We start from the raw sequence: 23,038 nt of genomic DNA, 5'->3' as shown, positions 1-23,038 counted from the left end.
GAGCGGCAGCCCCGTCAGGTCCCCGGCCGATGGATCGTCAGCTTCTGAAAGCCTTTGCCGGCGAGCACCGGCTTCTTCGCCGAGAGGATGCGCGAATTGATGCCTTGCCAGCCGATCTCGCCGGAGAGGCGGCCGTACTCGATCTTCGGGCAGCGGTTCATGATAACGGTGACGCCCTTCGCCTCGGCCCGCGCCGCGGCGTCGTCATTGCGCACCGACAACTGCATCCAGATCACCTTCGGCAGGGGATCGAGCGCCAGCGCCTCGTCGGTGATCGGGCCCGCCGCTTCCGAATTGCGGAAGATCTCGACCATGTCGATCGGGCCGGGAATATCCTTGAGCGCGGCATAGACCGTCTTGCCGAGGATCGCCTGGCCGGCGAGACCGGGATTGACGGGAATGACGTCATAGCCGCGGTCGATCAGATATTTCGTCACGATCCAGCTCGGCCGCGCCTCGTTGGCGGAGGCGCCGACCAGCGCGATCCGCTTCACGGATTTCAGGATCTCGCGGATCAGGCTGTCGGGATAGGCGTCGTGGGTCATGGGGACACTCTGCGTCATTCTCGGGCGGAGCGAAGCGCAGACCCGAGAATCTCTTCGATGGAGATTTCTGGTTTACGAGATGCCCGGGTCAAGCCCGGGCATGACGACCATCATCCCTCCCACACCGGCGCGCGCTTTTCCACGAAGGCGCCGATGCCTTCCTCGGCGTCCCGCGCCAGCATGTTCTCGACCATGACCGCCGAGGCGTGATCATAGGCCGCCTTCAGCCCCATCTCGCGCTGCTCGTAGAAGGCGCGCTTGCCGATCTTGACCGTCGCCGGCGATTTCGAGGCGATGATCGCGGCGAGCCGCAGCGCCTCCGCCAGCGCATCGCCGGCCGGCACGACACGATTGACCAGTCCCATGCGAGCCGCCTCCGCCGCCGGCACCATCTCGCCGAGCAGCAGCATTTCCAGCGCGTGCTTGGCCGAAAGATTGCGCGACAGCGCGACCATCGGCGTCGAGCAGAACAGCCCGATATGGACGCCCGGCGTGCAGAAGCGCGCGACCTCGCCGGCGACCGCCAGATCGCAGCTCGCGACGAGCTGGCAGCCGGCGGCCGTCGCCGTGCCCTCGACGGCCGCGATCACCGGCTGGGGCAGCGCGGTGATCTGCTGCATCATGGCCGAGCAGCGCCCGAGAATGTCCGTGAAATAGGCCCGGCCCCGGTCGGCATCGGCGCGATGGGCGGTCATCTCCTTGAGATCGTGCCCGGCGCTGAACACCGGCCCGGCCGCCGTGAGGATGACGACCTTGACCGTGCGATCGGCGGCGATCGCGGCAAAGGTCTCGCTCAATGCCGCCAGCATCGCCTCGCTCAGCGGGTTGCGGGCCAGCGGGCGGTTCAGCGTCAGCGTCGCGATGCCCTGCGCATCCTCGCGCAGCAGCACGGGCGCGGCCTCCGGCTTGTGATGGGCGTTCATGGCGCTTCCCTTCCGCATTTCCGCCTATTGTCGGAACCGGCCGGCCATGCTGCAAGGGGATAAGCCCCGTTCCAGCCTGTGGTTTTCCGCATGACGACCCGCATGAGCGCCTCCGAGATCGATGCCTATCTCGACGAGGTCTTCCCTCAGCTCCACCATGGCGGGCGCACCTATTTCATCGAGGAGGTCGGGCCGATGACGGCCCGGATGCGCTGCGACTACCACGAGAAGCACCTGCGCCCGGGCGGCACCATCTCCGGGCCGACGATGATGGCGCTGGCCGATCTCGCGCTCTATGCGGCGATCCTCGCCCAGATCGGGCCGGTCGGCCTGGCGGTCACGACGAGCCTCAACTTCAATTTCCTGCGCAAGCCCGGCCAGGCGGCGCTGATCGGCGAGGCGAAGCTGCTCAAGCTCGGCAAGCGGCTCGCTGTTGGCGAGGTCTGCCTCTATTCTCAAGGCGAGCCGGAGATGGTCTGCCATGCGACGGGGACCTACTCGATCCCCGTGCGCTGATCGCGGCTGAGGCGGCCGGAACCGCTACTTCTTCGCCGGAATCGGATCGAGTCCGGTCTTGCGGATCGTCTCCGCCGCATCCGTGCCGCCGAGGCAGGCGATCAGCGCCTTCGCGGCTTCGGTCTCCTTGGCGCCGGCCGCAAGCCCCGCCGAGAACACCGTCACGCGCTGAACCTCCTCCGGCAAGGTGCCGACGAAATCCAGCCCTTCGATCGGGATGAGCTCGCTGACCTGCTGGAAGCCGAGCTCGGCCTCGCCGCGCGCCACGATGGTGCCGACGCGCTCGCTCAAGATTTTCTTCGACTTCGCCATGACCTGGCCGCTTGGGTCGAGCTTGGGAAAGAGCTCCTCGGAGAGATAGGTGCCGCTGGCGCTCGCCGAATAGGCGATCGACTTGGCTTCCATCAGCGTCTTCTTCAGCGCCTCGACCGTGGAGATGTCGGGCTTCGGTGCGCCGGCCTTGACCGAAAGCCCGATCGCCGAGCGCGCGAGGTCGGTGCGGGTGCCGGCCATGCCCTTGCCGTCCTTGACCAGCTTGTCGAAGGCATCGCCGGCCAGGATCACGACATCGGCCGGCTCGCCGCGCGCCAGGCGGTTGGGAATCGCATCCGGTGCCGCGCCCATCGAGGCGCCATAGGCGCTCGTGACCTTCTGGCCGATCTTCACCTCGCAGGCCGGGACGAGCTCCTTGTAGGCGGCGGTGAAGCCGCCCGAGCTGATCACGTTGACCTCGGCGAAGGCGGGCGGGGCACCAAGAAGCAGGCAGGCGGCGATGAAGGCGATGCGTTTTTGTGTCATGGCGTATCCTCCTGCGCCGGGATGCTGGGGCAGGGGATCGCGCGGCGCAAGAGAGATGAGCGGTATCCAGATACCTCTCTGCTCATCGCTATGAGAAAATTGCATTTTTTCGGGTTTTGCGTTTTCAGGAATGCTTGACAGCCGGCTTCCTTGCCCCTATCCCGACGCCACACCGCCGCCGGGCTCTCCGGCGGCTTGTCCTTTTTTACGCAACCGAAGGGGTACCGCGATGAAGACCACCGTCTCGCTCAAGCCCGCCGATGTCGAAAAGAAGTGGGTTGTGATCGACGCCTCCGGGCTCGTCGTCGGCCGTCTCGCCTCCGTTGTGGCGATGCGTCTGCGCGGCAAGCACAAGGCCGCCTACACCCCCCACGTCGACTGCGGCGACAATGTCATCGTCATCAACGCCGATAAGGTCTCCCTGACCGGCCGCAAGCGTGACCAGAAGGTGTATTATCACCACACTGGCTTCCCGGGCGGCATCAAGGAGCGTTCGGCCAAGTTCATCCTGGAAGGCCGCTTCCCTGAGCGCGTCGTCGAGAAGGCCGTCGAGCGCATGCTGCCGCGCGGCCCGCTCTTCCGCCAGATCCTCGGCAACCTGCGCGTCTACAAGGGCGCGGAGCATCCGCACGCTGCCCAGTCGCCGGAGGCGCTCGACGTCGCCGCGCTCAACAGCAAGAACAAGAGGGTCTGACCGTGGCCGAAGTTCTTCAGTCTCTCGCCCAGCTCGGCGACGTCGCCAAGCCTGAGCAGCCCGCTGCTCCCGTCCACGTCAAGAAGGTCGATGCGCAGGGCCGCGCCTATGCCACCGGCAAGCGCAAGAACGCGATCGCTCGCGTCTGGATCAAGCCGGGTTCCGGCAAGGTCACCGTGAACGGCCGCGACCAGGAGGTCTACTTCGCTCGCCCGGTGCTGCGCCTCGTGCTCAAGCAGCCGCTGCAGCTCGTCGACCGCGTGACCCAGTACGACGTCGTCGTCTCGGTCAAGGGCGGCGGCCTCTCCGGCCAGGCCGGCGCGGTGCGCCATGGCATCTCCAAGGCGCTGACCTTCTACGAGCCGGAGCTTCGCGGCCCGCTCAAGAAGGAAGGCTTCCTGACCCGCGACTCGCGTGTCGTCGAGCGTAAGAAGTTCGGTAAGGCCAAGGCCCGCCGCAGCTTCCAGTTCTCGAAGCGCTGATCGTTTCCGGGATTACCGGTATGCGGAAGGGCGGCTCGCAAGAGCCGCCCTTTTCGTATTGGCTGGTCCTGTCACGCCAGATCAGCAGGAGCCCGCCATGACCCGCCCCGTTCTTCTCGTCACCGGCGGCAGCCGTGGCATCGGCGCGGCGACCTGCATCATGGCGGCCGGGCGCGGCTATGACGTCGCGGTGAACTACCAGAGCAACGCCAAGGCTGCGGCTGAGGTCGTCGCGGCCTGCGAGGCGGCGGGTGCGAAAGCTGTGGCCCTGCAGGGCGACATGGCGAGCGCGACCGACATCATTCGCGTCTTTGCCGAAGCGAAGGCGGCGCTGGGCCCGCTGACCCATGTCGTCAACAATGCCGGCATCACCGGCAAGTCGGGTCCGCTCGTCGACGCCGAAACGGCGGTCATCCGCGAATGCATCGACGTCAACGTCACCGGCGCGATCCTCGTCGCTCGTGAGGCAGCTCGTGCGCTCATCGCCAACGATCGGGTGCAAGGCAGGGCGATCGTCAACATCTCCTCCGTCGCGGCGGAGCTGGGTTCGCCCGGCGAGTATGTCTGGTACGCGGCCTCGAAAGGGGCGGTCGATTCCCTCACCATCGGCCTCGCCAAGGAGCTGGCAGCGCACGGCATCCGCGTGAACGGCGTGGCGCCGGGCATCACCGAGACCGAGATCCACGCGCTTTCGACCGGCGAGGCCGGCCGCGTCGCGCGGATCGCGCCGATGATCCCGCTGAAGCGCGCCGCGACCGCTGACGAGATCGCCGAGGCGGTGCTGTTCCTGTTGTCCGGTGCGTCGAGCTACACCACTGGCATCGTCCTGAAGGTTGGTGGCGGGCGGTAGCTTCCAATCCTCTTGCACCCAACCGCGCTGTCATCCCGGACAAGCCGCGGAGCGGCGCCGATCCGGGATCCATGCCGGAACGCTTCCGGTAAAGGTTCCGGCATGGATCCCGGATCTCCCTTCGGTCGCCCGGGATGACGGCGCGGGTGGGAAACGACATATAGTGCTCGCAACCGACACTCTGCCCGGAACCCTATGCGCGTCCTCCTCGTCCTGATCGCCTTCGGCATGATCGCCGTGCCGGCCCTGCTGATGCTGGCGCGGGAGGAACTCCCGCGCGGGGCGCGCATTGCTCGGGCGCTGGTCGTCTTTTTGGCTCCGGCGGTGGCGCTCGGCCTGATCCATGGCGTGCCGGACCTCGATGGCCGTGCGCTCAACAACCCGAACGCCTGGACGATGCTAAGGCTCGTCCTGACCGCGCTGGCGCTGATCCTGCCCTGGTGCCTCTATGTCTGGTTCAACGCGCGTCGCTGACGCCCTGAGGCGATCATGACCGAAGCCACCGACAAGCCGCCGATCGACCACGCCTTCACCGGCGACAGGCGCGGTGGCGCCGCCGACCCGACCTATGCCGGCGCGCTCTCCTTCATGCGCCGCCGCTACGGCAAGGACGTCACGGGCGCCGATCTCGTCATCTGGGGCGTGCCCTTCGATCTCTCGGTGACCAACCGGCCGGGAGCCCGCTTCGGCCCGCAGGCGATCCGCCGTGCCGGCGCGATTTTCGACGGCGATCCGCAATATCCCTCGGGCATCGACCCCTTCGTCCGGCTCTCCGCCGTCGATTACGGCGACTGCGCGCTGCCGCGCGGCGATCTCCAGGGATGCTCCCGCGCGATTCAAGCGGAAGCTGCCGGCATCCTCGCCTCGGGCGCCCATCTCGTCACGCTCGGCGGTGATCATTTCGTCACCTTGCCGCTCTTGCGGGCCCATGTCGCCCGTCACGGCAAGTTGGCGCTGATCCAGTTCGACGCACATCAGGATACCTGGGACGACGGCCCCGGCGGCATCGGCCATGGCAGCTTCGTGCTGGAGGCGGTCCGCGAGGGGCTGATCGATGTCGAGCGCTCGATCCAGATCGGCATCCGCACGGTGGCGCCGCGCGATTGCGGCATCGCCATCCTCGATGCCTATGAGGCGCAGGAGCTTGGCGTGGTCGGAACGGCAAGGCGCATCCGCGAGCGGGTCGGGGAGGGCGCAGCCTACCTGACCTTCGATATCGATGCCCTCGACCCCGCCTTCGCGCCCGGCACCGGCACGCCGGTTTCGGGCGGCTTTACCGCGGATCAGGCGCTGCGCATCCTCTGGGCGCTCCGCGATCTCGATATCCGCGGCATGGACGTGGTCGAGGTCTCGCCGCCCTACGATCATGCCGACATCACCGCCATCGCGGCCTCGACCATCGTCCAGCATTACATTCAGGCATTGGCGCTGAAACGGAGCGGTTGAATCGATCCGTGAGACGGCGGAATCAATCTGCGAAGGCTTTTCTTCAAGCCTTTTGTCCGATTCCGTTTTTGGGCTTTGTCCCTGGATAGAGAGGGCTTGCGATGACAGGAACAAGCGCAGCATCCGCCGAAAGCTTTCCCGCGGCATTGGCCGCTCTGCGCCGGGCCTTGGCCGATGTCGCCAATGGCGATGTGCGGGCGATCAAGGCGCTCTATTCGCATAGCGAGGAGGCCACGAGCTTCTATGGCTGGGGCGGCTATGAGAAGGGCTGGGAGGCTGTCTCCCGACGCTGGGACTGGGCTGCGGAGCAGTTCAAGGGCGGCACCGTTTCGCATGAGAACGTCACCACGGTGGTCGGAGATCCGGTCGCCCTCGTCACCGATATCGAGATCTTCGAGGTCGCGCTGACGCCGGGCGCCGCACCCACGCGCTGGACCAATCGCGTCACCCACGTTTTCCGGTTCGAGGAGGGCGGCTGGCGCCTGCTGCACCGGCACGCTAACCGGCTGGAGGGGCGCTACGAGCCGGCGGGCAGGTTTCAGGCGAAGGGCGCGACTGCGCGAGATTGACAGTCGCGCGCCTTGCGAACATATACGGTGCCATGATGACGAGCTTCATCCGACGTCGCCCTGTCCAGGCCGCTCCGGCGCGCCCGCGATGACGCTCGGCTGACGTCCGAACGCCCGCGACCGCGCCACAGAGCGCGGTTTTTTTATGCCTTTAGCCAACTTGCCTGCCAGCCACCGGGGTGCCCGATGAGCCAGAACCTGAAAACCATCTTCATCGACGGCGAAGCCGGCACGACCGGTCTCGGCATCCGCGAGCGTCTGGCCGTGGTGCCGGAGGTCGCGGTCAGGAGCATTGATCCCGACAAGCGCAAGGACCCCGCCGCCCGCAAGGATATGATGGCGAGCGTCGATCTCGTCGTGCTCTGCCTGCCGGACGATGCCGCGAAGGAATCGGTCGCTCTGGCCGATCAGCTCGGCTCCGACGCGCCCAAGATCGTCGATGCCGCGACGGCCCATCGTGTCGCGCCCGGCTGGGTCTATGGCTTCGCCGAGCTGGAGCCCGGTCACGCCGAGAAGATCGCCAGGGCGGACCGGGTCGCCAATCCCGGCTGCTACCCGACCGGCGCCATCGCGCTGCTGCGCCCGCTCGTCGATGCCGGCCTGATGGCGCAGGACCATCCGGTCACCGTCAACGCCGTCTCCGGCTATTCCGGCGGCGGCAAGTCGATGATCGAGGATTTCGAGACCGGCGTCGCGCCGGCCTTCGAGCTCTACGGTCTTGGGCTCCGCCACAAGCACCTGCCAGAGTTGCAGGCCTATGCCCGCCTGACCCGGCGGCCGATCTTCGTGCCCTCCGTCGGCAATTTCCGGCAGGGCATGCTGGTCTCCGTGCCCCTGCATCTCGACACGTTGCCGGGGCGGCCGGGCGTCGCCGATCTCCACCATGCGCTGGCGGAGCGCTATGCCGGCTCGACCTATGTCAGCGTCCTCCCGCAGGACGGCAAGAGCGGCAAGATCGAACCGGAGGCGCTGAACGACACCAACAAGCTGGAGCTCACGGTGTTCGGGCAGGACGATCTCGGCCAGGCGGTGCTGGTCGCGCGGCTCGATAATCTCGGCAAGGGCGCTTCGGGTGCGGCGGTGCAGAACATCCGCCTGATGCTCGGCCTGCCTGAGGGCTGACGGTCCGTCCGACGCGTGCCGAAGACATTTTGTCTCCTCCATTTAGAGGAGACAATTTCGCATCGCTCCCGCTAAAGTAGTCCCCCCTGGGCGAGGGATGGACGTGGCAGGCGACGAGTTCGAGAATGCGTTGATCGACGGCATCTATGAAGCCGCGATCGTGCCTGAAAGCTGGCCGGCGGTGCTGCGCGATACTGCGCGGATCGCCCATTGCCGCGAGGCCCTGCTCGGGACCGTGCTGCATGACGAGGTGCGCCTTCTCGCTTCGTCGCCGGAGTTCTGCGAGAATTACGAAGAGGTGCTGCGCCGCATTCCGTTTCCGGTCAACGAGCGGGCGCAGCGCTTGCTCGTGCATGGCCGCCACGGTTTCATCACCGACGAGGACGTCTTTACCCATGACGAGATCGCCCGGGAGCCCGTCTATCAGGAACATCTGATCCCGGCCGGATACGGCTCGGGAGTGGCGACGGTGATCAGCGCGCCCACCGGCGACACGACGATCGTCCATTGCGAGCGGACCTTCGCCGAGGGCAGCGTCGATGGTCAGGCCATTGCCGCGCTCGACCGGCTGCGGCCGCATTTCGCCCGGGCCGGGCTGCTCGGGCGCCGGCTGGCGATGGAGCGTGCCCGTGCCGCCTCACAGGCCCTCGAGCTGATGGGGCTGCCGGCTGCGGTTCTCAGTCTGCGCGGCCATCTGCTCGACGCCAATACCCTGTTCCAGGACCTGATGCCGGGCGTGTTCCTCGATCGCACGGCCAGGCTGACCTTGGCCCATGCTCCGGCCGACGAAATGCTGGCGGCGGTGATAGCCGGCTTCTCGCGATCGGATCTGCCTCAGCTCGTGCGGTCGTTGCCGATCCCGTCCAGTCGCGGCGAGAGCCCGATGGTGGTGCATGTCGCGCCGGTGCGCGGCCGGGCGCGCGATGTCTTTTCCTTTGCCGGGGCTATCGTCGTCGCGACGCCGGTCGCGGCAGGCGCAGCGCCGGATGCCGGCCTGATCGCCGGCTTGTTCGACCTGACACCGGCCGAAGCCCGGCTGGCGGCCGTCATCGCGGGCGGGCACCCGCCGCGGGATGCGGCTCTGCGCCTCGGCGTGACCGAAGCCACCGCCCGCACGACGCTGAAGCGCATCCTCGCCAAGACCGGCACGCGCCGGCAGGCCGATCTGGTCGGCTTGTTGAAAAGCGCAACCGGACCGCGCTGATCGGCTGATCGGGGAAGCCCCCATTTGGGGGATGGCAAACGGGCGTGCCCGCGCCAAGGTGGGATTCTCAAGAGAGGCCGCAAGGCCACAGGCGAGTATCAGCTTGCGCTGCCGAAGCTGGGTCAAGCGGCTTCGGCAGCGCTTTTTCGCGTCGCCTCGCCCAATCAGATGAAGCATCGACCGATCGCGGGCATCGCGCCGCCACAATGAAAGGGGCGCCGAAGCGCCCCTGCCATGGTCACCCCTTGTAGGGGATGAAGTTCTGCTTCTGCTCGCCGAGGCCCTCGATGCCGAGGGTGACGACCTCGCCGCCCTTGAGGAAGCGCGGCGGCTTGAAGCCGAGGCCGACGCCCGGAGGCGTGCCGGTGGTGATGACATCGCCCGGATCGAGCCGCATGAACTGGCTGATGTAGTGGACGAGATAGGCCGCGCCGAAGATCATCGTCTTGGTCGAGCCGTTCTGCACGCGCTCGCCATCGACCTCGAGCCACATGCCGAGATTCTGGATGTCCTTGATCTCGTCGGTGGTGACGAGCCACGGGCCGAGGGGGCCGAAGGTCGGGCAGCCCTTGCCCTTGGCCCACTGGCCGCCGCGCTCCTGCTGGAAGGCGCGCTCGGAGACGTCGTTGCAGACGCAGAAGCCGGCGATCGCGGCCATCGCGTCCTTTTCCTCGATATAGGAGCCGCCGTCACCGATCACGATCGCGAGCTCGACCTCCCAGTCGGTCTTCTGCGAACCCTTCGGGATGATCACGTCGTCATTCGGGCCGACGATGCAGTTCGGGGCCTTGTTGAACAGGATCGGCTCCTTCGGGATCTCGGCGCCGGTCTCGGCGGCGTGATCGGCGAAGTTGAGGCCGACGGCGATGAAGTTGCGGACGTCCGCGACGCAGGCGCCGATGCGCGGCGAGCCCGAGACGAGCGGAAGGGATTCCGGCGCCAGCGCCTTGATCTTGGCGAGCGAGGCAGAGGTCAGCGCCTTGCCGCCGAGGTCGGGAATGACGCCGGACAGGTCGCGCAACCCGCCCTTGGCATCGAGGAGGGCCGGCTTTTCCTGGCCCGGTGCGCCGTAGCGGAGCAGTTTCAAGGTGTTTCCCCCGTTTCAAACGATCTAAATGGGTGGGAGGGATTCTGATCGGATGCTGGCCGGAAACACAAGCCCGTCATCGCGCATGGGGCATCCGCGATCAGCAGGCGGCTGGATTGTGGCGCGAATGCAACGGGGCTTCTCAAAGCGACAGATGCCGCTACGGGAGCGGCCGTCAACGCGTCGGAGCCGAAAGACCCGAAAACCAGCAATAGTTCTTATATAAACGATATCTTTCTGAACAATCTTGCCGGCGTGTGCTCGAAAATCGTCGTTTTTGGGCCGTTTTCGATGATGCTGAGGGCAAATGAGGGGATCATGTGGCAATTTCTGGGCGCTTAAAGCGGGATTGCGGCGGGAAACGGCTCGGGTCATGCTTCGAATCAAGCGAGGTGTCTGGCCTCGAAGAACCTAAACCGGGATGGATTCGATGAAGGGCCTTGTTCGTACCGCCGCAGCCGCCACGGTTTCGCTCGCTGCTCTCCTTGCGGCTGGAGCGGCCTCGGCCAGCTCTTTCGCCATCCGCAGCGGCCAGAGCGCCGAAGGCCTCGGCATGGCTTATGCCGGCGCGGCCTCGGGCGGCATCGGCCTGGGTTCGATGGCCTGGAACCCGGCGACCATCACCATGTTCCCCGGCCGCAACAGCCAGTGGAACTTCACCTATCTCTATGCCAATGGCGATTATCAGCCGAACTCGGTGACGCGCCTCGGCTCGCCGGTCGGCCCCGCCAGCCCGATCCAGGGCGGCACGGGCAATATCGGTGGTGACGGCGCCTTCATTCCCGCGTCCTACTCCGCCTGGCAGCTGACGGACCGGTTCTGGATCGGCCTGACGACCGGTGCGCCTTACGGGCTGCGTTCCAAGGCCGACAATCAGGTGCATGCGGGCCAGGTCTATGGCCGCTCTGCCAAGGTGCGCTCGATCAACGTCTCTCCGACCATCGGCTACCAGGTCAATGACTGGCTCTCGATCGGTGCGGCTTTCCAGATCCAGTACCTGAAGGCCAACCTGAAGACTGCGACCGGCGCGAATATCGGTCAGGCCATCGGCCCGACGGCTCCGAACCAGATTCTGGACGGTGACACGGTCGATTACGGTTTCCGCTTCGGCGCGACCCTGACGCCGTTCCAGGGCACCACGATCGGTATCGCTTATCGCTCGTCGATCCGGCAGACGCTGGAAGGCGACCTCGGCACCCTGGCCGGCGTCGTGCCGATCAAGGCCAACCTGAACCTGCCGGACTCGGTCGTCTTCGGTATCTCGCAGGTCATCAACGAGCAGTGGCAGGCCCATCTCGGCGTGGAGTGGACGAACTGGAGCCGCTTCCGTCGGATCCCGATCGTCAGCCAGATTTCCGGCCGTCCGGTTTCGGGTCTGAACTTCGTCTATGACGACAGCTGGTTCTTCAGCGGCGCCGTCGAATACAAGTACAACCGGGACCTGACCCTGCGAGCCGGCGTGGCCTACGAGCTTTCGGCGGTCAACGATACCAACCGGACGGTGTTCATCTCGGACAACGACCGCCTCTGGCTGTCGGCCGGCGCGAGCTATCAGGTGACCGACAAGCTGAAGCTGGACCTCGGCTACACCTACATCCACGTGAACAAGGCTGCTGTGAACTACACGGGTGCCCACCCGCAGCAGGGCCCGGTCTTCTACAGCGCCGAAGCCAAGCCCTATATCCACATTCTTTCGGCTGGCTTGACCTATCGCTGGGACAACCCCGCCGAGACGATCCCGGTTCAGCCGGTGGTCCGCAAGTACTGAGCGGCGCCCGACCGCATCACGAGAAAGCCGGCCTCTGGGCCGGCTTTTTTGTTGCCGTTTTGCTGCCGGCTTTTCCGGGATGCTGGCACCTGCGCCGTGCGGTCGCAATTTGCGCCACGGCGGCTTGGAGCAGGGAATGTCGATCACGATCGAGCGTGCCGGGAGACAGCATCTCTCCGCATGGGCGGCCCTGAGGGCCGAACTCTGGCCTGATGAGGGAGCCGAACAGCATCGAGACGAGTTGGCCGATACGCTATCCGCCGGCAGCGATCGCGATTTCGCCTGTGTCGCCCTGACCGCGGAGGGCGTGTGCGTCGGTTTCGCCGAAGCCGCCCTGCGGACCGATTACGTCAATGGCTGCGAGACGTCGCCGGTCGTCTTCCTCGAAGGCATCTTCGTCGCTGAGGCGCACCGCCGTTCCGGGATCGCCCGGAGACTCTGCCGCGCGGTCGAGGATTGGGGCCGCGCGCGGGGCTGCTCGGAATTCGCCTCCGACGCTGCGATCGACAATGCCGGGAGCCTTGCGCTCCACCGCGCGCTCGGTTTCGTCGAGACCGAGCGCGTGGTGTATTTCCGCAAGGCCGTCGGCGCGAGTGGTGCCTGACCGGGGAGGGGGAAGAGGAAGTCCTCAGGCCTTCGCTTTCACATAGGTTCCGGGAGCATCGGCGAGCGCCTTGAGCTTGCCCCCGCCCGGCTCGCGGGCCGCGACCTTCTTCGGCGCCTGGGCCTCCAGCCACTCGAACCAGTGCGGCCACCAGGAGCCGGGATGCTCGTCGGCCTTGGCCAGCCAGTCGGCATAGCGCCCCTTCGGCGGTCCGCTGGTCCAGTACTGATACTTCACCTTGGCCGGCGGGTTGACGACGCCGGCGATATGGCCGGAACCGGCAACGACATGCTCGACCGGCCCGCCGAAGCATTGCGAGCCGTTGAAGACCGACTGCGCGGGGGCGATATGGTCCTCGCGCGCCGCGAGATTATAGATCGGGATCGTCACCTGCTTGAGGTCGAGCGCCTTGCCGCCGATGCGCATCTCGCCCTTGGAGAGCTTGTTGTCGAGATAGCAGTTGCGCAGATAGAACGAGTGGTTCGCCGCCGGCATCCGCGTCGAATCCGAGTTCCAGTAGAGCAGGTCGAACGGCGTCGGCGCCTTGCCCTTGAGGTAGTTGTTGACGGCGTAGGACCAGATCAGGTCGTTCGGCCTGAGCATGTTGAAGGCGCCGGACATGCGCGAGCCGTCGAGATAGCCGGTCCGGGCCATCTGCTCCTCGATCGCGCGGATCTGCTCCTCGTCGACGAAGACCGAGAGCTCGCCGGCCTGCGAGAAATCGACCTGGGTCGTGAAGAAGGTCGCGCTCTCGATGCGCTTGTCGCGCACGGCGGCCATATAGGCCAGCGTCACGCCGAGCAGCGTGCCGCCGACGCAGTAACCGATCGACGAGACCTTCTTCTCGCCCGTCGCTTCCTCGATCGTGTCGAGCGCGGCGAAGATGCCTTCGCGCATGTAGCTCTCGAAATCCTTGGCGGCGTGGCGCGCGTCCGGATTGACCCAGGAGATGCAGAAGACCGTCAGCCCCTGCTCGACGCACCAGCGGATGAAGCTCTTTTCCGGGTTGAGGTCGAGGATGTAGAACTTGTTGATCCAGGGCGGCACGATCAGCAGCGGCCGCTTCAGCACCTGCGGCGTCGATGGCGCATACTGGATCAGCTCGATGATCTCGTTGCGGAAGATGACCTTGCCCGGCGTCGTCGCGATATTGACGCCGACCTCGAAGGAGGAGGCATCCGACTGGCGGATCTTGAGCTCGCCGCCGCCGGCCTCGACATCCTCGGCATACATCTTCATGCCGCGCACGAGGTTCTCGCCATTCTGCTGCAGCGTCTCGCGCAGCAGTTCGGGGTTGGTCGCGACGAAATTGGTGGGCGAGAGGGCGCCTGCGATCTGCTTGATGTAGAAGCGGGCCTTCTCGCGCGTATGCGGGTCGAGATCGTCGGCCTTGTCGACCATCGTCTCGGCCCAGCGCGAGCCGATCAGATAGGCCTGCTTGATGAAGTCGAAGGTCGGGTGGTTGGTCCAGTCGGGATCCTTGAAGCGGCCGTCGCGCTTGTCCGGCTCGGCCACGGGCGCGACCTCCTCGCCGCTGGCGCGCTTCAGGGCGGTGCTCCAGAGATTCATGAAGTCGCCGGTCAGCGAAGCCTGCGCCTCGATGATCTTGGAGGGGTCGTTGACCCAGCGCTCGGCGACCCGGCCCAGCGTCTTGACCATGTCGCTGGCCTCGTCGGCCTGGCCGGTCTTGGCCTCGCCGCGCTCGATCGGCTTCAGATAGGCGGCGGTGACCTTGCCGTATTCCTCGACGAGCCGGCCCATATTCTGCGCGAACTGGTCGAAGTCCGGGGCAGCGGCCTCAGCCGGGCCGGTGGTGTCCTTCGCCCTGTCGCTTTTCCCGCTCATGGCCTGCCCTTTCCCCCGGTCGTTATAGGATAGCGCATCGCGCTCCATTTTGGTCCTATTAAGGACGCAGCCGCTGTGCTTTACCAAGCAAAATCGACAACCTCTGGATGTCCCGATGCCGACTGAAATCTCCGCGAAGAAGCCGCTCCTGATTCCGGCAACCTTGGTTGCGGTGGGCGTGGCGCTCGCCGGCTGCGGCAGCGACGAGGGCTTCAAGGGTGTGGCCGAGGCTGCGGGCCTGGCGACCACGCCGCAGGAATCCAAGGCCTTCGTGCGTGAAACCCGCCCGGCCGATCTCGAATACGTCCCTGTGGGGTCGAGTGTGACGCGCGCCGCGCCGCGCAAGCCGGTCGATGACTACAAGAAGATCGAGGCCGCGCTCGAGGCCAAGCAGAAGTCCAACGAGGCTGCCGGGAACACCGCCAAGGCGCTCGGCACGACGCCGCCGCCGGAGCCGGCAAAAATCCCCCGGAACTGAGAACAGGCCCGGCCGAAGCGCTGGATCGCTCGGGCGGGCGCCTTCGCGCACACTGCGAATCGCAAGAACTTGCGTATTTTGCTCTGTCATGACGAAAGATGCGGTGCTAAGCACCCTCGACGCAAGGATGTAATCCCGGCGTAATCATGACACCGCCCGTCGGCGGCCGAGGACCTGTTCGAGATGACCGATTTCCATCGTATCAAGCGCCTGCCGCCTTACGTTTTCGAACAGGTCAACAAGATCAAGGCCGCCGAGCGCGCCAAAGGCGTCGACATCATCGATCTCGGCATGGGTAATCCCGACCTGCCGGCTCCGAAGCACGTCATCGAGAAACTGGTCGAAACTGCCGGCAAGCCGCGCACCGACCGCTATTCCGCCTCGAAGGGCATCGGGGGCTTGCGCCGTGCCCAGGCAAACTATTACGAGCGCCGCTTTGGCGTGAAGCTGAACCCCGACACGCAGGTCGTCGCGACGCTGGGCTCCAAGGAAGGCTTCGCCAACATGGCGCAGGCCATCACCGGGCCGGGCGATGTCGTGCTGGTGCCGAATCCGAGCTACCCGATCCACGCCTTCGGCTTCCTGATGGCGGGCGGCGTGATTCGCTCCGTCCCGGCCGAGCCGACGCCGGCGATGTTCCCGGCGCTGGAGCGGGCGATGATGCATTCGGTGCCGAAGCCGATCGCGCTCGTCACCTGCTACCCGGCCAATCCGACCGCCTATGTCGCCTCGCTCGATTTCTACCGGGACCTCGTCGCCTTCGCGAAGAAGCACGACCTGATCCTGCTCTCCGACCTTGCCTATGCCGAGGTCTATTTCGACGAGAAGAACCCGCCGCCCTCGATGCTGCAGGTGCCGGGCGCGATCGATGTCGCGGTCGAGTTCACCTCGATGTCGAAGACCTTCTCCATGGCCGGCTGGCGCATGGGCTTTGCCGTCGGCAACGAACGCCTGCTCGCGGCGCTGGCGCGCGTGAAGTCCTATCTCGACTACGGCGCCTATACGCCGATCCAGGTTGCGGCGGCCGCCGCCCTCAACGGCCCGGACGATTGCATCCGCGAGATGCGCGATATCTATCGCAAGCGCCGGGACGCGCTGGTCGAGAGCTTCGGCAAGGCCGGCTGGGATTTCCCCGCGCCGGAGGCCTCGATGTTCGCCTGGGTCGCGATCCCCGAGAAATTCCGCCATCTCGGCTCGCTGGAATTCTCGAAGCTCCTGATCGAGAAGGCGGAGGTCGCGGTCGCGCCGGGCATCGGTTTTGGTGAGCATGGCGACGACTATGTCCGCATCGCCATCGTTGAAAATGAGCAGCGCATTCGTCAGGCGGCGCGCAATATCGGCCGCTTCCTCAAGGGCGCCGACACGACGCTGCACAACGTCATCCAGATGCCGAAGGCGGGGTAGGGCGGGGCGGCTGCGGCATTGCATGCCTCTGGACCGCGCCCGCAAAACATGGGAACCGATGCGATGCGGACGGATCGATCCGCATCGCGCCCGGGGCTCGCTTCCATGTCACGCAAAGGCCGTCTGCTCGGCGTCGCTTTCGCCGTCTTCGCGCTGATCTGCCTCGTCGCGACCTACGACTATTCCCGGGGCCGCATTCCGCAGACGCGCTCGGCCCTGGTCTCGGATGTGCTGGCAGTCACCAATGGCCGCGAATGCGCGCGTGACGCCACCGAGATCGTCATGCGCTACATCCCGGTCGGAGCCGGACGGGCCGATGCAGAGCGCGTCCTCTCGGAGGTCACGATCGATCCGCCCAAGCCCTGGTTCTGGACCCCCGCTGTCGAGAACAGCACCGTTTCGCAAGGGGCGACGATCGAGGCGCTGCACACCATCAAGGCGACCGCCTTCGGCACCAACCTGCTGCGCATCTATCTCGGTTTCGAGGACGGCAAGGTGAAACGGGTTGCCGCCGAGGTCGTCTGCCATTTCGGCTGAAGCGGCTTCCACGTTGACTCGCGCCGCACCTCATGCGACGCCGCGCGCATGACCAGCGTGCCTCTTTCGCCTGCCTCCCAGCCCCTGCGCATCGGACTTGCCGGCCTCGGCACGGTCGGCGCCTCCACCTTGCGCATCCTGCGCCGGCAGGAGAACGCTTTGGCGGCGCGCTGCGGCCGGACGATCCGCGTCACCGCAGTCTCGGCGCGCGACCGCAACCGCGATCGCGGCATCGATCTCGGCGGGCTCGCCTGGTTCGACGATCCGGTCGCGCTGGCGAATTCGGATGATATCGACTGCCTGGTCGAACTGATCGGCGGCTCGGACGGCCCGGCCAAGGCCGCCGTCGAGGCGGCTTTGTCGGCCGGCAAGCATGTCGTCACCGCCAACAAGGCGCTGCTCGCCGCGCATGGCGTCGCGCTCGCCGACCTTGCCGAGAGCAAGGGCGTGGCGCTCGCCTTCGAGGCCTCTTCGGCCGGTGGCATCCCGGTGGTGAAGACCCTGCGCGAGGCGCTGGCCGGCAACAATGTCAGCCGCATCTCCGGCATTCTCAACGGAACCTGCAACTACATCCTCTCCCGCATGGAGCAGGAGGGCCTGACCTTCGAGGCCTGTCTGAAGGACGCGCAGCGCCTCGGCTATGCCGAAGCGGACCCGACCTTCGACGTCGAGGGCTTCGACACCGCCCATAAGCTCGCGATCCTGACCAGCCTCGCCTTCGGTACGAAGATCGACGCCGAAGCGATTCATGTCGAAGGCATTTCGGCGATCACGCCGCTCGACCTGAAGATGGCCGACGATCTCGGCTACCGCATCAAGCTGCTCGGCGTCGCCGAGCGCACCAAGACCGGCATCGAGCAGCGCGTGCATCCGACCATGGTGCCGAAATCATCCCCGATCGCGCAGGTGATGGGCGTGCTCAACGCCGTCAGCGTCGATGCCGACGCGGTCCGCGAGATCACGCTGGTCGGCCCCGGCGCCGGCGGCGATCCGACGGCTTCCGCCGTCGTCGCCGATATCGCCGATGTCGCGCGCGGCACTGCCGGCCTGCCCTTCGGCCTGCCGGTCGCCCGCCTGGAAGAGGCGAAGCGCGCCCCGATGCAGCGCCATGAGGGCGGCTATTATGTTCGCCTTGCCGTTGCCGACCGTCCGGGCGCCGCCGCGGCCATCGCGACCCGCATGGCCGAGGCCGACATCTCGCTGGAGAGCATCGTCCAGCGCCGCTCGCCCGAGGCTGCCAATCGCGATCCGGGTGGCCGCTCGGGCGCACCGGTGCCGGTCGTGCTCATCACCTATGCCACCAGCGAGACCACGATCCGCGCCGCGCTGGAAAAGGTCACCGCCGACGGTCATGTCGCGGAACCGCCGCAAGTCATCCGCATAGAGCGGGAACAGGCCTGACCGGCCATACCTGCCAAACTCATTGCAAGGGGACTCTTTTCATGTCCGTCGATCTCCGCATCTCCCCCGACCAGATCATCGAGCGCTATCTCTCGATGGAACTCGTGCGCGTCACCGAGCGCGCCGCCGTCGCAGCGGCCCGCCTGCGTGGCCACGGCAACGAGAAGGCGGCCGACCAGGCCGCGGTTGACGCGATGCGCCGTGAGCTGAACCGCCTGCCGATCGATGGCGAGATCGTCATCGGCGAGGGCGAGCGCGACGAGGCGCCGATGCTCTTCATCGGCGAGAAGGTCGGCAACAAGCAGGGCCCGAAAGTGCATATCGCGGTCGACCCGCTCGAGGGCACCACGCTCTGCGCCAAGGATATGCCCGGCTCGATCGCCGTGATGGCGATGGCCGGCGCCGGCAGCCTGCTCTATGCCCCCGACGTCTACATGGACAAGATCGCTTGCGGCCCGGGCTACGCCAAGGGCGTGATCGACCTCGACGCCTCTCCGGCCGACAACATCAACGCGCTGGCCAAGGCCAAGGGCGTCAAGCCGAACGAGATCTCCACGCTGATCATGGACCGCCCGCGCCATGCCAAGCTGATCGAGGAGGTCCGCAAGACCGGCTGCTCGATCCGCCTGATCACCGATGGCGACGTCGCCGGCGTGATCTTCTGCACCCAGCCCGAGAAGACCGGCATCGACCTCTATCTCGGCATTGGCGGCGCGCCGGAAGGCGTCCTCGCTGCGGCGGCACTCCGCTGCGTCGGCGGCCAGATGCAGGGCCGGCTCATCCTCGACACCGAGGAGAAGCGTGTGCGTGCGCACGGCATGGGCGTGCTCGATCCCAACAAGAAATACGACATGTCGGAAATGGCCTCGGGCGACGTCATCGTCTGCGCGACCGGCGTCACCGATGGTGGCATGCTTTCCGGCGTACGCTTCGGCAAGGATTTCATCGAGACCGAGACGCTGGTCTATCGCTCGATCACCGGCACGGTCCGCCGCATCTATGGCGAGCACCGCGAGCTCTCGAAGTTCCAGCTCGATTGAGCTGAACGCGTCGACGCGACGTCATTCTCGGGCTTGACCCGAGAATCTCAAGCTGAAAGACGCGCAGGAGCCTCCATTGTCGCGAGATGCTCGGGTCAAGCCCGAGCATGACGGCCCTTTACGGGCCGCCCTACCCAACAGCGCCCGCCGCCGCTCGCCCGGCGGCGCGGCCCGAGAAGATGCAGCCGCCGAGGAAGGTGCCTTCCAGCGCCCGGTAGCCATGCACGCCCCCGCCGCCGAAGCCGGCGGCTTCTCCGGCCGCATAGAGCCCCGGCACCGGCACGCCGCCATCGTCCAGCACGCGCGACGATAGGTCTGTCATCAACCCGCCCAGCGATTTTCGCGTCAGGATGTTGAGCCTGACCGCGATCAGTGGCCCATGCGCGGGATCGAGGATGCGGTGCGGTTTGGCCGTGCGGATCAGTTTGTCGCCGAGATAGTTCCGGGCGCCGCGCAAGGCCGTGACCTGCAGGTCCTTGCCGAACGGATTGGCCAGAGCCCGGTCGCGCGCCTCGATCTGTCCGCGCAGATGCGCCTCGTCGATCAGGTGTTCCCCGGCGAGATCGTTCATGCGGGCGACGAGGCGGCTGAAATCGTGCTCGACGATGAAATCCGCGCCCTTGTCCATGAAGGCCTGCACCGGCGCCGGCACGCCGCCGCCGGCGCGGCCCAGCACCTGCCGCCAGCTTTTCCCCGTTAGGTCGGGGTTCTGCTCCGAGCCCGACAGCGCGAATTCCTTGGCGATGATGCTGCGGTTCAGCACGAACCATGAGTAATCGTAGCCGGTCTTCATGATGTGCTCGAGCGTGCCCAGCGTGTCGAAGCCGGGGAAGAGCGGCACCGGCAGGCGGTTGCCGCACGCATCGAACCAGAGCGAGGAGGGGCCGGGCAGGATGCGGATGGCATGCCTCGGCCAGATCGGCGCCCAGTTGGCGATGCCCTCGACATAGTGCCACATCCGGTCGCCATTGATCAGGCGCCCGCCCGCAGCCTGCGCCACACCGAGCATCGCACCGTCGACATGATCCGGCACGCCCGAGAGCAGCCGGGCAGGGGCCTTGCCAAGACGCGCCGGCCAGTTGGCCCGCACCAGCTCGTGATTGCCGCCGATGCCGCCCGAAGTGACGATGACGGCCTGTGCCTTCAGGCTGAACGAGCCCGCGACGCCGCGGCCGCTCTTCTCGCCCCGCCCGACGCTGCTCGGCTCCAGCACCTCGCCCTCCACGCCATCGATCGCCCCACCGCTTTTGCTGATGCCGGTGACGCGATGGCGGAAGCGGAAGGAGAGCAAGCCTTTCGCCTGTGCTTCCTTTGCCCGGCGCAGGAAGGGCTCCAGCACGCCCGGCCCCGTGCCCCAGGTCACATGGAAGCGCGGCACCGAGTTGCCATGACCCGTCGCGAGATAGCCGCCGCGCTCGGCCCAGCCGACGACCGGGAACCAGCGCATGCCCATCGCATGCAGCCAGCTGCGCTTCTCGCCCGCGGCGAAGTCGAGATAGGCTTCGGCCCAGCGCCGCGGCCACTCATCTTCAGGCCGGTCGAACCCGGCTGAGCCGAACCAGTCATCGTTGGCCAGCTCACGCGAATCGCGGATGCGCAGGCGCCGCTGCTCGGGGCTGTCGATGAAGAACAACCCGCCCAGCGACCAGAAAGCCTGCCCGCCCAGCGACTGCTCCGGCTCCTGGTCGAGCAGCACGACCTTGCGCCCGGCTTCCGCGATCTCGCAGGCGGCGACGAGGCCGGAGAGCCCCGCGCCGACGATCGCCACATCGGTTTCGTGCTGCATGATCTCCCCGCGACGCCGCTTTTGCCGATGGCTTGCGCCCACTATGGCGGGGCTGCCGGGTCCGGCCAAGTTCGACGCTGGTTGACCTTGCGCCCGCTATAGGCGACGCCGTTGGCACGATGAGTCTGGTGCAGCAGTCCCGTGTTTTCCTCGGCGTGACCCGTTCGGCCCTTGGCCGTCCCTGGCGCGATCGGCTCGATACGGCAGGCCTCGGCAGGGCCGAGGCGCTGTCCCAGCGTGAGGGATTGTCCGACATCCTCTCGCGCCTGCTCGCCTCGCGCGGCGTCGAGCCGGCCGAGGCCACGCTCTTCCTCGAGCCGAAGCTGCGCGACCTGCTCCCGGACCCGGCCATCCTGACCGATATGGAAGCCGCCGCTGCCCGATTGGCGCAGGCCGGCATCAAGGGCGAGCGCGTCGCGATCTTCGGCGATTACGATGTCGACGGCGCCTGCTCCTCTGCCTTGCTCGCGGGCTTTCTGACCCAAGCCGGCGCCCGCCCGCGCATCCACATCCCCGACCGCTTGATCGAGGGCTATGGCCCCAACAGCGAGGCGATCCGCATGCTGGCGGGCGAGGGCGCGACCCTGCTCGTCACGGTCGATTGCGGCACCACCAGCGAGGAGCCGCTCGCCGAAGCGCGCCGGCTCGGGCTCGATGTCGTCGTGCTCGATCACCATCAGGCGCCGGAGCGGCTGCCTGCCGTCGAGGCGCTGGTCAATCCGAACCGGCAGGATGATCTCTCGGGCCTCGGCCATCTCTGCGCGGCCGGCGTCGTCTTCCTGTCGCTGGTCGCGACCAGCCGGGCCTTGCGCCGGCAAGGTCACTGGGCCGCACGCGGCGGCGAGCCCGATCTGCTGGCGATGCTCGATCTCGTCGCGCTGGCGACGGTTGCCGACGTCGTGCCGTTGCAGGGGCTCAACCGCGCCTTTGTGCGGCAGGGGCTGGCGATGATGCGCAGCCGCGCCCGGCCGGGTCTCGCTGCCCTCATGGATGCCTCTGGCCTCGACGGGCCGATCCAGCCTTGGCATCTCGGCTTCCTGCTTGGCCCGCGCATCAATGCCGGCGGCCGCATCGGCGATGCCGCGCTCGGCGCGCGCCTGCTCCTGACCGATGACGAGGTCGAGGCGCGCACCATCGCGACCGAGCTCAACCGCCTCAATCAGGAGCGGCAGGAGATCGAGCGCCTCGCCGTGCTGGAGGCTGTCTCGCAGGCCGAGCACGAACTCGCCGGCATGGCTGAGCTGCCTGTCCTGCTCGCTGGTAGCGCCGACTGGCATCCCGGCATCGTCGGCCTCGTCGCGGCCCGCTTGAAGGAGCGCTTCCGCCGTCCCGCTTTCGCGCTGGCGCTGAACGGGGAGGGCGGGGCGACCGGCTCCGGCCGCTCGATCGCCGGCGTCGATCTCGGCCGTGCCGTGCGCGCCGCCGTCGAGGCCGGCCACGCGGTCAAGGGCGGGGGGCACGCCATGGCGGCGGGCGTGACGCTGGCGTCCGGCCAGGCCAGCGGCTTCCACGCTTTTCTCAATGAACATCTTCAGCGTGAGGTTGATGCAGCCGGCGATGCCGAGGCGCTGCTGATCGATGCTGCGCTCAGTGCGGGCGGCGCCACGCCTCGTCTTCTTGCCGAGATCGACAAGGCCGGCCCCTTTGGCTCGGGAAGCCCGGAGCCCGTCTTCGTCTTCCCGGCGCATCGCCTGACCGACGCGATCGAGATCGGCAGTGGCGGCCATGTCCGCATCAAGCTGCGCTCAGGCGACGGCGCCAGCATCGGTGGAATCGCCTTCCGCGCGGCGCAGGAGCCGCTGGGCCAGGCCCTCTTCGCTGCTCGCGGCGAGATGGTGCATCTCGCGGCAACGCTCTCGCTGAACCGCTGGGGCGGCCGGGAAACGGCAGAATTGCGCATCCTCGACCTCGCCCGTCCGGTCTGAGACGTCGCCGGCTA

General features: G+C 66.8%; 23 protein-coding genes. 17 read left to right on the top strand and 6 right to left on the bottom strand.

Translation table 11 applies throughout. The features are described from left to right. Positions 1 to 14: 14 nt before the first annotated feature. Together AC3WMA_RS01885 and AC3WMA_RS01880 are read right to left on the bottom strand one after the other, a co-directional pair. Entirely contained in the window at positions 15 to 563 is a 549-nt protein-coding gene (locus AC3WMA_RS01885) for a CoA-binding protein (protein ID WP_492283715.1), read from the bottom strand. A gap of 92 nt (positions 564 to 655) precedes the next feature. Continuing rightward, the gene (locus AC3WMA_RS01880; RefSeq protein WP_492283714.1) at positions 656 to 1,468 is read right to left on the bottom strand and encodes an enoyl-CoA hydratase; all 813 of its coding nucleotides are present in this window, start codon (positions 1,466 to 1,468) and stop codon (positions 656 to 658) included. Between the two features lie 102 nt (positions 1,469 to 1,570). Between AC3WMA_RS01880 and AC3WMA_RS01875 the strand changes: the two genes are divergently transcribed. Further along, positions 1,571 to 1,984: a PaaI family thioesterase gene (locus AC3WMA_RS01875; protein ID WP_492283713.1), complete on the top strand. Its 414-nt coding sequence runs from the start codon at positions 1,571 to 1,573 to the stop codon at positions 1,982 to 1,984. Between the two features lie 24 nt (positions 1,985 to 2,008). Here AC3WMA_RS01875 and AC3WMA_RS01870 read toward each other — a convergent pair whose 3' ends face one another. Beyond that, positions 2,009 to 2,782, bottom strand: coding sequence for a substrate-binding domain-containing protein (locus AC3WMA_RS01870; RefSeq protein WP_492283712.1), 774 nt, complete (start codon positions 2,780 to 2,782; stop codon positions 2,009 to 2,011). Positions 2,783 to 3,011: 229 nt separating this feature from the next. On the opposite strand from AC3WMA_RS01870, the gene rplM reads away from it, so the two are divergent. The 8 genes from rplM to AC3WMA_RS01830 all read left to right on the top strand — a co-directional run bounded on the left by rplM (position 3,012) and on the right by AC3WMA_RS01830 (position 9,149). Further along, on the top strand, positions 3,012 to 3,476 hold the full coding sequence (gene rplM, locus AC3WMA_RS01865) for a 50S ribosomal protein L13 (RefSeq protein WP_257731664.1): 465 nt from the start codon (positions 3,012 to 3,014) through the stop codon (positions 3,474 to 3,476). A 2-nt stretch (positions 3,477 to 3,478) separates the two neighbouring features. Further along, positions 3,479 to 3,958: a 30S ribosomal protein S9 gene (gene rpsI, locus AC3WMA_RS01860; protein WP_199090930.1), complete on the top strand. Its 480-nt coding sequence runs from the start codon at positions 3,479 to 3,481 to the stop codon at positions 3,956 to 3,958. Between the two features lie 97 nt (positions 3,959 to 4,055). Then, complete coding sequence (locus tag AC3WMA_RS01855; RefSeq protein WP_492283711.1) at positions 4,056 to 4,808, top strand: SDR family oxidoreductase; 753 nt, start codon at positions 4,056 to 4,058, stop codon at positions 4,806 to 4,808. 195 nt (positions 4,809 to 5,003) lie between these two features. Beyond that, positions 5,004 to 5,282 carry a hypothetical protein gene (locus tag AC3WMA_RS01850; protein WP_492283710.1) on the top strand — a complete coding sequence of 93 codons (279 nt, stop codon included), beginning with the start codon at positions 5,004 to 5,006 and terminating at the stop codon, positions 5,280 to 5,282. 15 nt (positions 5,283 to 5,297) lie between these two features. Beyond that, on the top strand, positions 5,298 to 6,254 hold the full coding sequence (speB, locus tag AC3WMA_RS01845; protein WP_492283709.1) for an agmatinase: 957 nt from the start codon (positions 5,298 to 5,300) through the stop codon (positions 6,252 to 6,254). Positions 6,255 to 6,355: 101 nt separating this feature from the next. After that, positions 6,356 to 6,823 carry a YybH family protein gene (locus tag AC3WMA_RS01840; RefSeq protein WP_492283708.1) on the top strand — a complete coding sequence of 156 codons (468 nt, stop codon included), beginning with the start codon at positions 6,356 to 6,358 and terminating at the stop codon, positions 6,821 to 6,823. 186 nt (positions 6,824 to 7,009) lie between these two features. Further along, positions 7,010 to 7,945 (top strand): N-acetyl-gamma-glutamyl-phosphate reductase, encoded by a 936-nt coding sequence (gene argC, locus AC3WMA_RS01835; protein WP_492283707.1) that lies wholly within the window; start codon positions 7,010 to 7,012, stop codon positions 7,943 to 7,945. Positions 7,946 to 8,048: 103 nt separating this feature from the next. Then, on the top strand, positions 8,049 to 9,149 hold the full coding sequence (locus tag AC3WMA_RS01830; RefSeq protein WP_492283706.1) for a helix-turn-helix transcriptional regulator: 1,101 nt from the start codon (positions 8,049 to 8,051) through the stop codon (positions 9,147 to 9,149). A 238-nt stretch (positions 9,150 to 9,387) separates the two neighbouring features. On the opposite strand, the gene AC3WMA_RS01825 is transcribed toward AC3WMA_RS01830, so the two are convergent. Beyond that, entirely contained in the window at positions 9,388 to 10,236 is an 849-nt protein-coding gene (locus tag AC3WMA_RS01825) for a fumarylacetoacetate hydrolase family protein (RefSeq protein ID WP_336813352.1), read from the bottom strand. A 430-nt stretch (positions 10,237 to 10,666) separates the two neighbouring features. Between AC3WMA_RS01825 and AC3WMA_RS01820 the strand changes: the two genes are divergently transcribed. Both AC3WMA_RS01820 and aac(6') read left to right on the top strand, forming a co-directional pair. After that, positions 10,667 to 12,004, top strand: coding sequence for an OmpP1/FadL family transporter (locus AC3WMA_RS01820; protein ID WP_492283705.1), 1,338 nt, complete (start codon positions 10,667 to 10,669; stop codon positions 12,002 to 12,004). Positions 12,005 to 12,140: 136 nt separating this feature from the next. Next, complete coding sequence (aac(6'), locus tag AC3WMA_RS01815) at positions 12,141 to 12,608, top strand: aminoglycoside 6'-N-acetyltransferase (protein WP_492283704.1); 468 nt, start codon at positions 12,141 to 12,143, stop codon at positions 12,606 to 12,608. A 24-nt stretch (positions 12,609 to 12,632) separates the two neighbouring features. Here the strand turns inward: aac(6') and phaC are convergent, their stop codons facing one another. Then, positions 12,633 to 14,453, bottom strand: a complete 1,821-nt coding sequence (phaC, locus tag AC3WMA_RS01810) for a class I poly(R)-hydroxyalkanoic acid synthase (protein WP_492283703.1) — start codon at positions 14,451 to 14,453, stop codon at positions 12,633 to 12,635. A 115-nt stretch (positions 14,454 to 14,568) separates the two neighbouring features. Between phaC and AC3WMA_RS01805 the strand changes: the two genes are divergently transcribed. The 5 genes from AC3WMA_RS01805 (at position 14,569) to glpX (ending at position 19,313) form a co-directional block, all read left to right on the top strand. Then, positions 14,569 to 14,931 carry a hypothetical protein gene (locus AC3WMA_RS01805; RefSeq protein ID WP_492283702.1) on the top strand — a complete coding sequence of 121 codons (363 nt, stop codon included), beginning with the start codon at positions 14,569 to 14,571 and terminating at the stop codon, positions 14,929 to 14,931. A 183-nt stretch (positions 14,932 to 15,114) separates the two neighbouring features. Beyond that, the gene (locus AC3WMA_RS01800; RefSeq protein WP_492283701.1) at positions 15,115 to 16,335 is read left to right on the top strand and encodes an LL-diaminopimelate aminotransferase; all 1,221 of its coding nucleotides are present in this window, start codon (positions 15,115 to 15,117) and stop codon (positions 16,333 to 16,335) included. 105 nt (positions 16,336 to 16,440) lie between these two features. Continuing rightward, entirely contained in the window at positions 16,441 to 16,872 is a 432-nt protein-coding gene (locus AC3WMA_RS01795) for a hypothetical protein (RefSeq protein WP_492283700.1), read from the top strand. A 48-nt stretch (positions 16,873 to 16,920) separates the two neighbouring features. After that, positions 16,921 to 18,273, top strand: a complete 1,353-nt coding sequence (locus AC3WMA_RS01790) for a homoserine dehydrogenase (RefSeq protein WP_492283699.1) — start codon at positions 16,921 to 16,923, stop codon at positions 18,271 to 18,273. A gap of 41 nt (positions 18,274 to 18,314) precedes the next feature. Continuing rightward, positions 18,315 to 19,313 carry a class II fructose-bisphosphatase gene (gene glpX, locus AC3WMA_RS01785; RefSeq protein ID WP_492283698.1) on the top strand — a complete coding sequence of 333 codons (999 nt, stop codon included), beginning with the start codon at positions 18,315 to 18,317 and terminating at the stop codon, positions 19,311 to 19,313. A 130-nt stretch (positions 19,314 to 19,443) separates the two neighbouring features. Here glpX and AC3WMA_RS01780 read toward each other — a convergent pair whose 3' ends face one another. Further along, entirely contained in the window at positions 19,444 to 21,099 is a 1,656-nt protein-coding gene (locus tag AC3WMA_RS01780; RefSeq protein WP_492283697.1) for an FAD-binding dehydrogenase, read from the bottom strand. A gap of 119 nt (positions 21,100 to 21,218) precedes the next feature. On the opposite strand from AC3WMA_RS01780, the gene recJ reads away from it, so the two are divergent. After that, positions 21,219 to 23,024 (top strand): single-stranded-DNA-specific exonuclease RecJ, encoded by a 1,806-nt coding sequence (recJ, locus tag AC3WMA_RS01775; RefSeq protein WP_492283696.1) that lies wholly within the window; start codon positions 21,219 to 21,221, stop codon positions 23,022 to 23,024. Positions 23,025 to 23,038: the final 14 nt, after the last annotated feature.

Source organism: Allobosea sp. FW305-C-101 (assembly GCF_058783685.1).
Note: the sequence above shows the minus strand (reverse complement) of the source record. Positions and strands in the feature narration are given on the sequence as shown.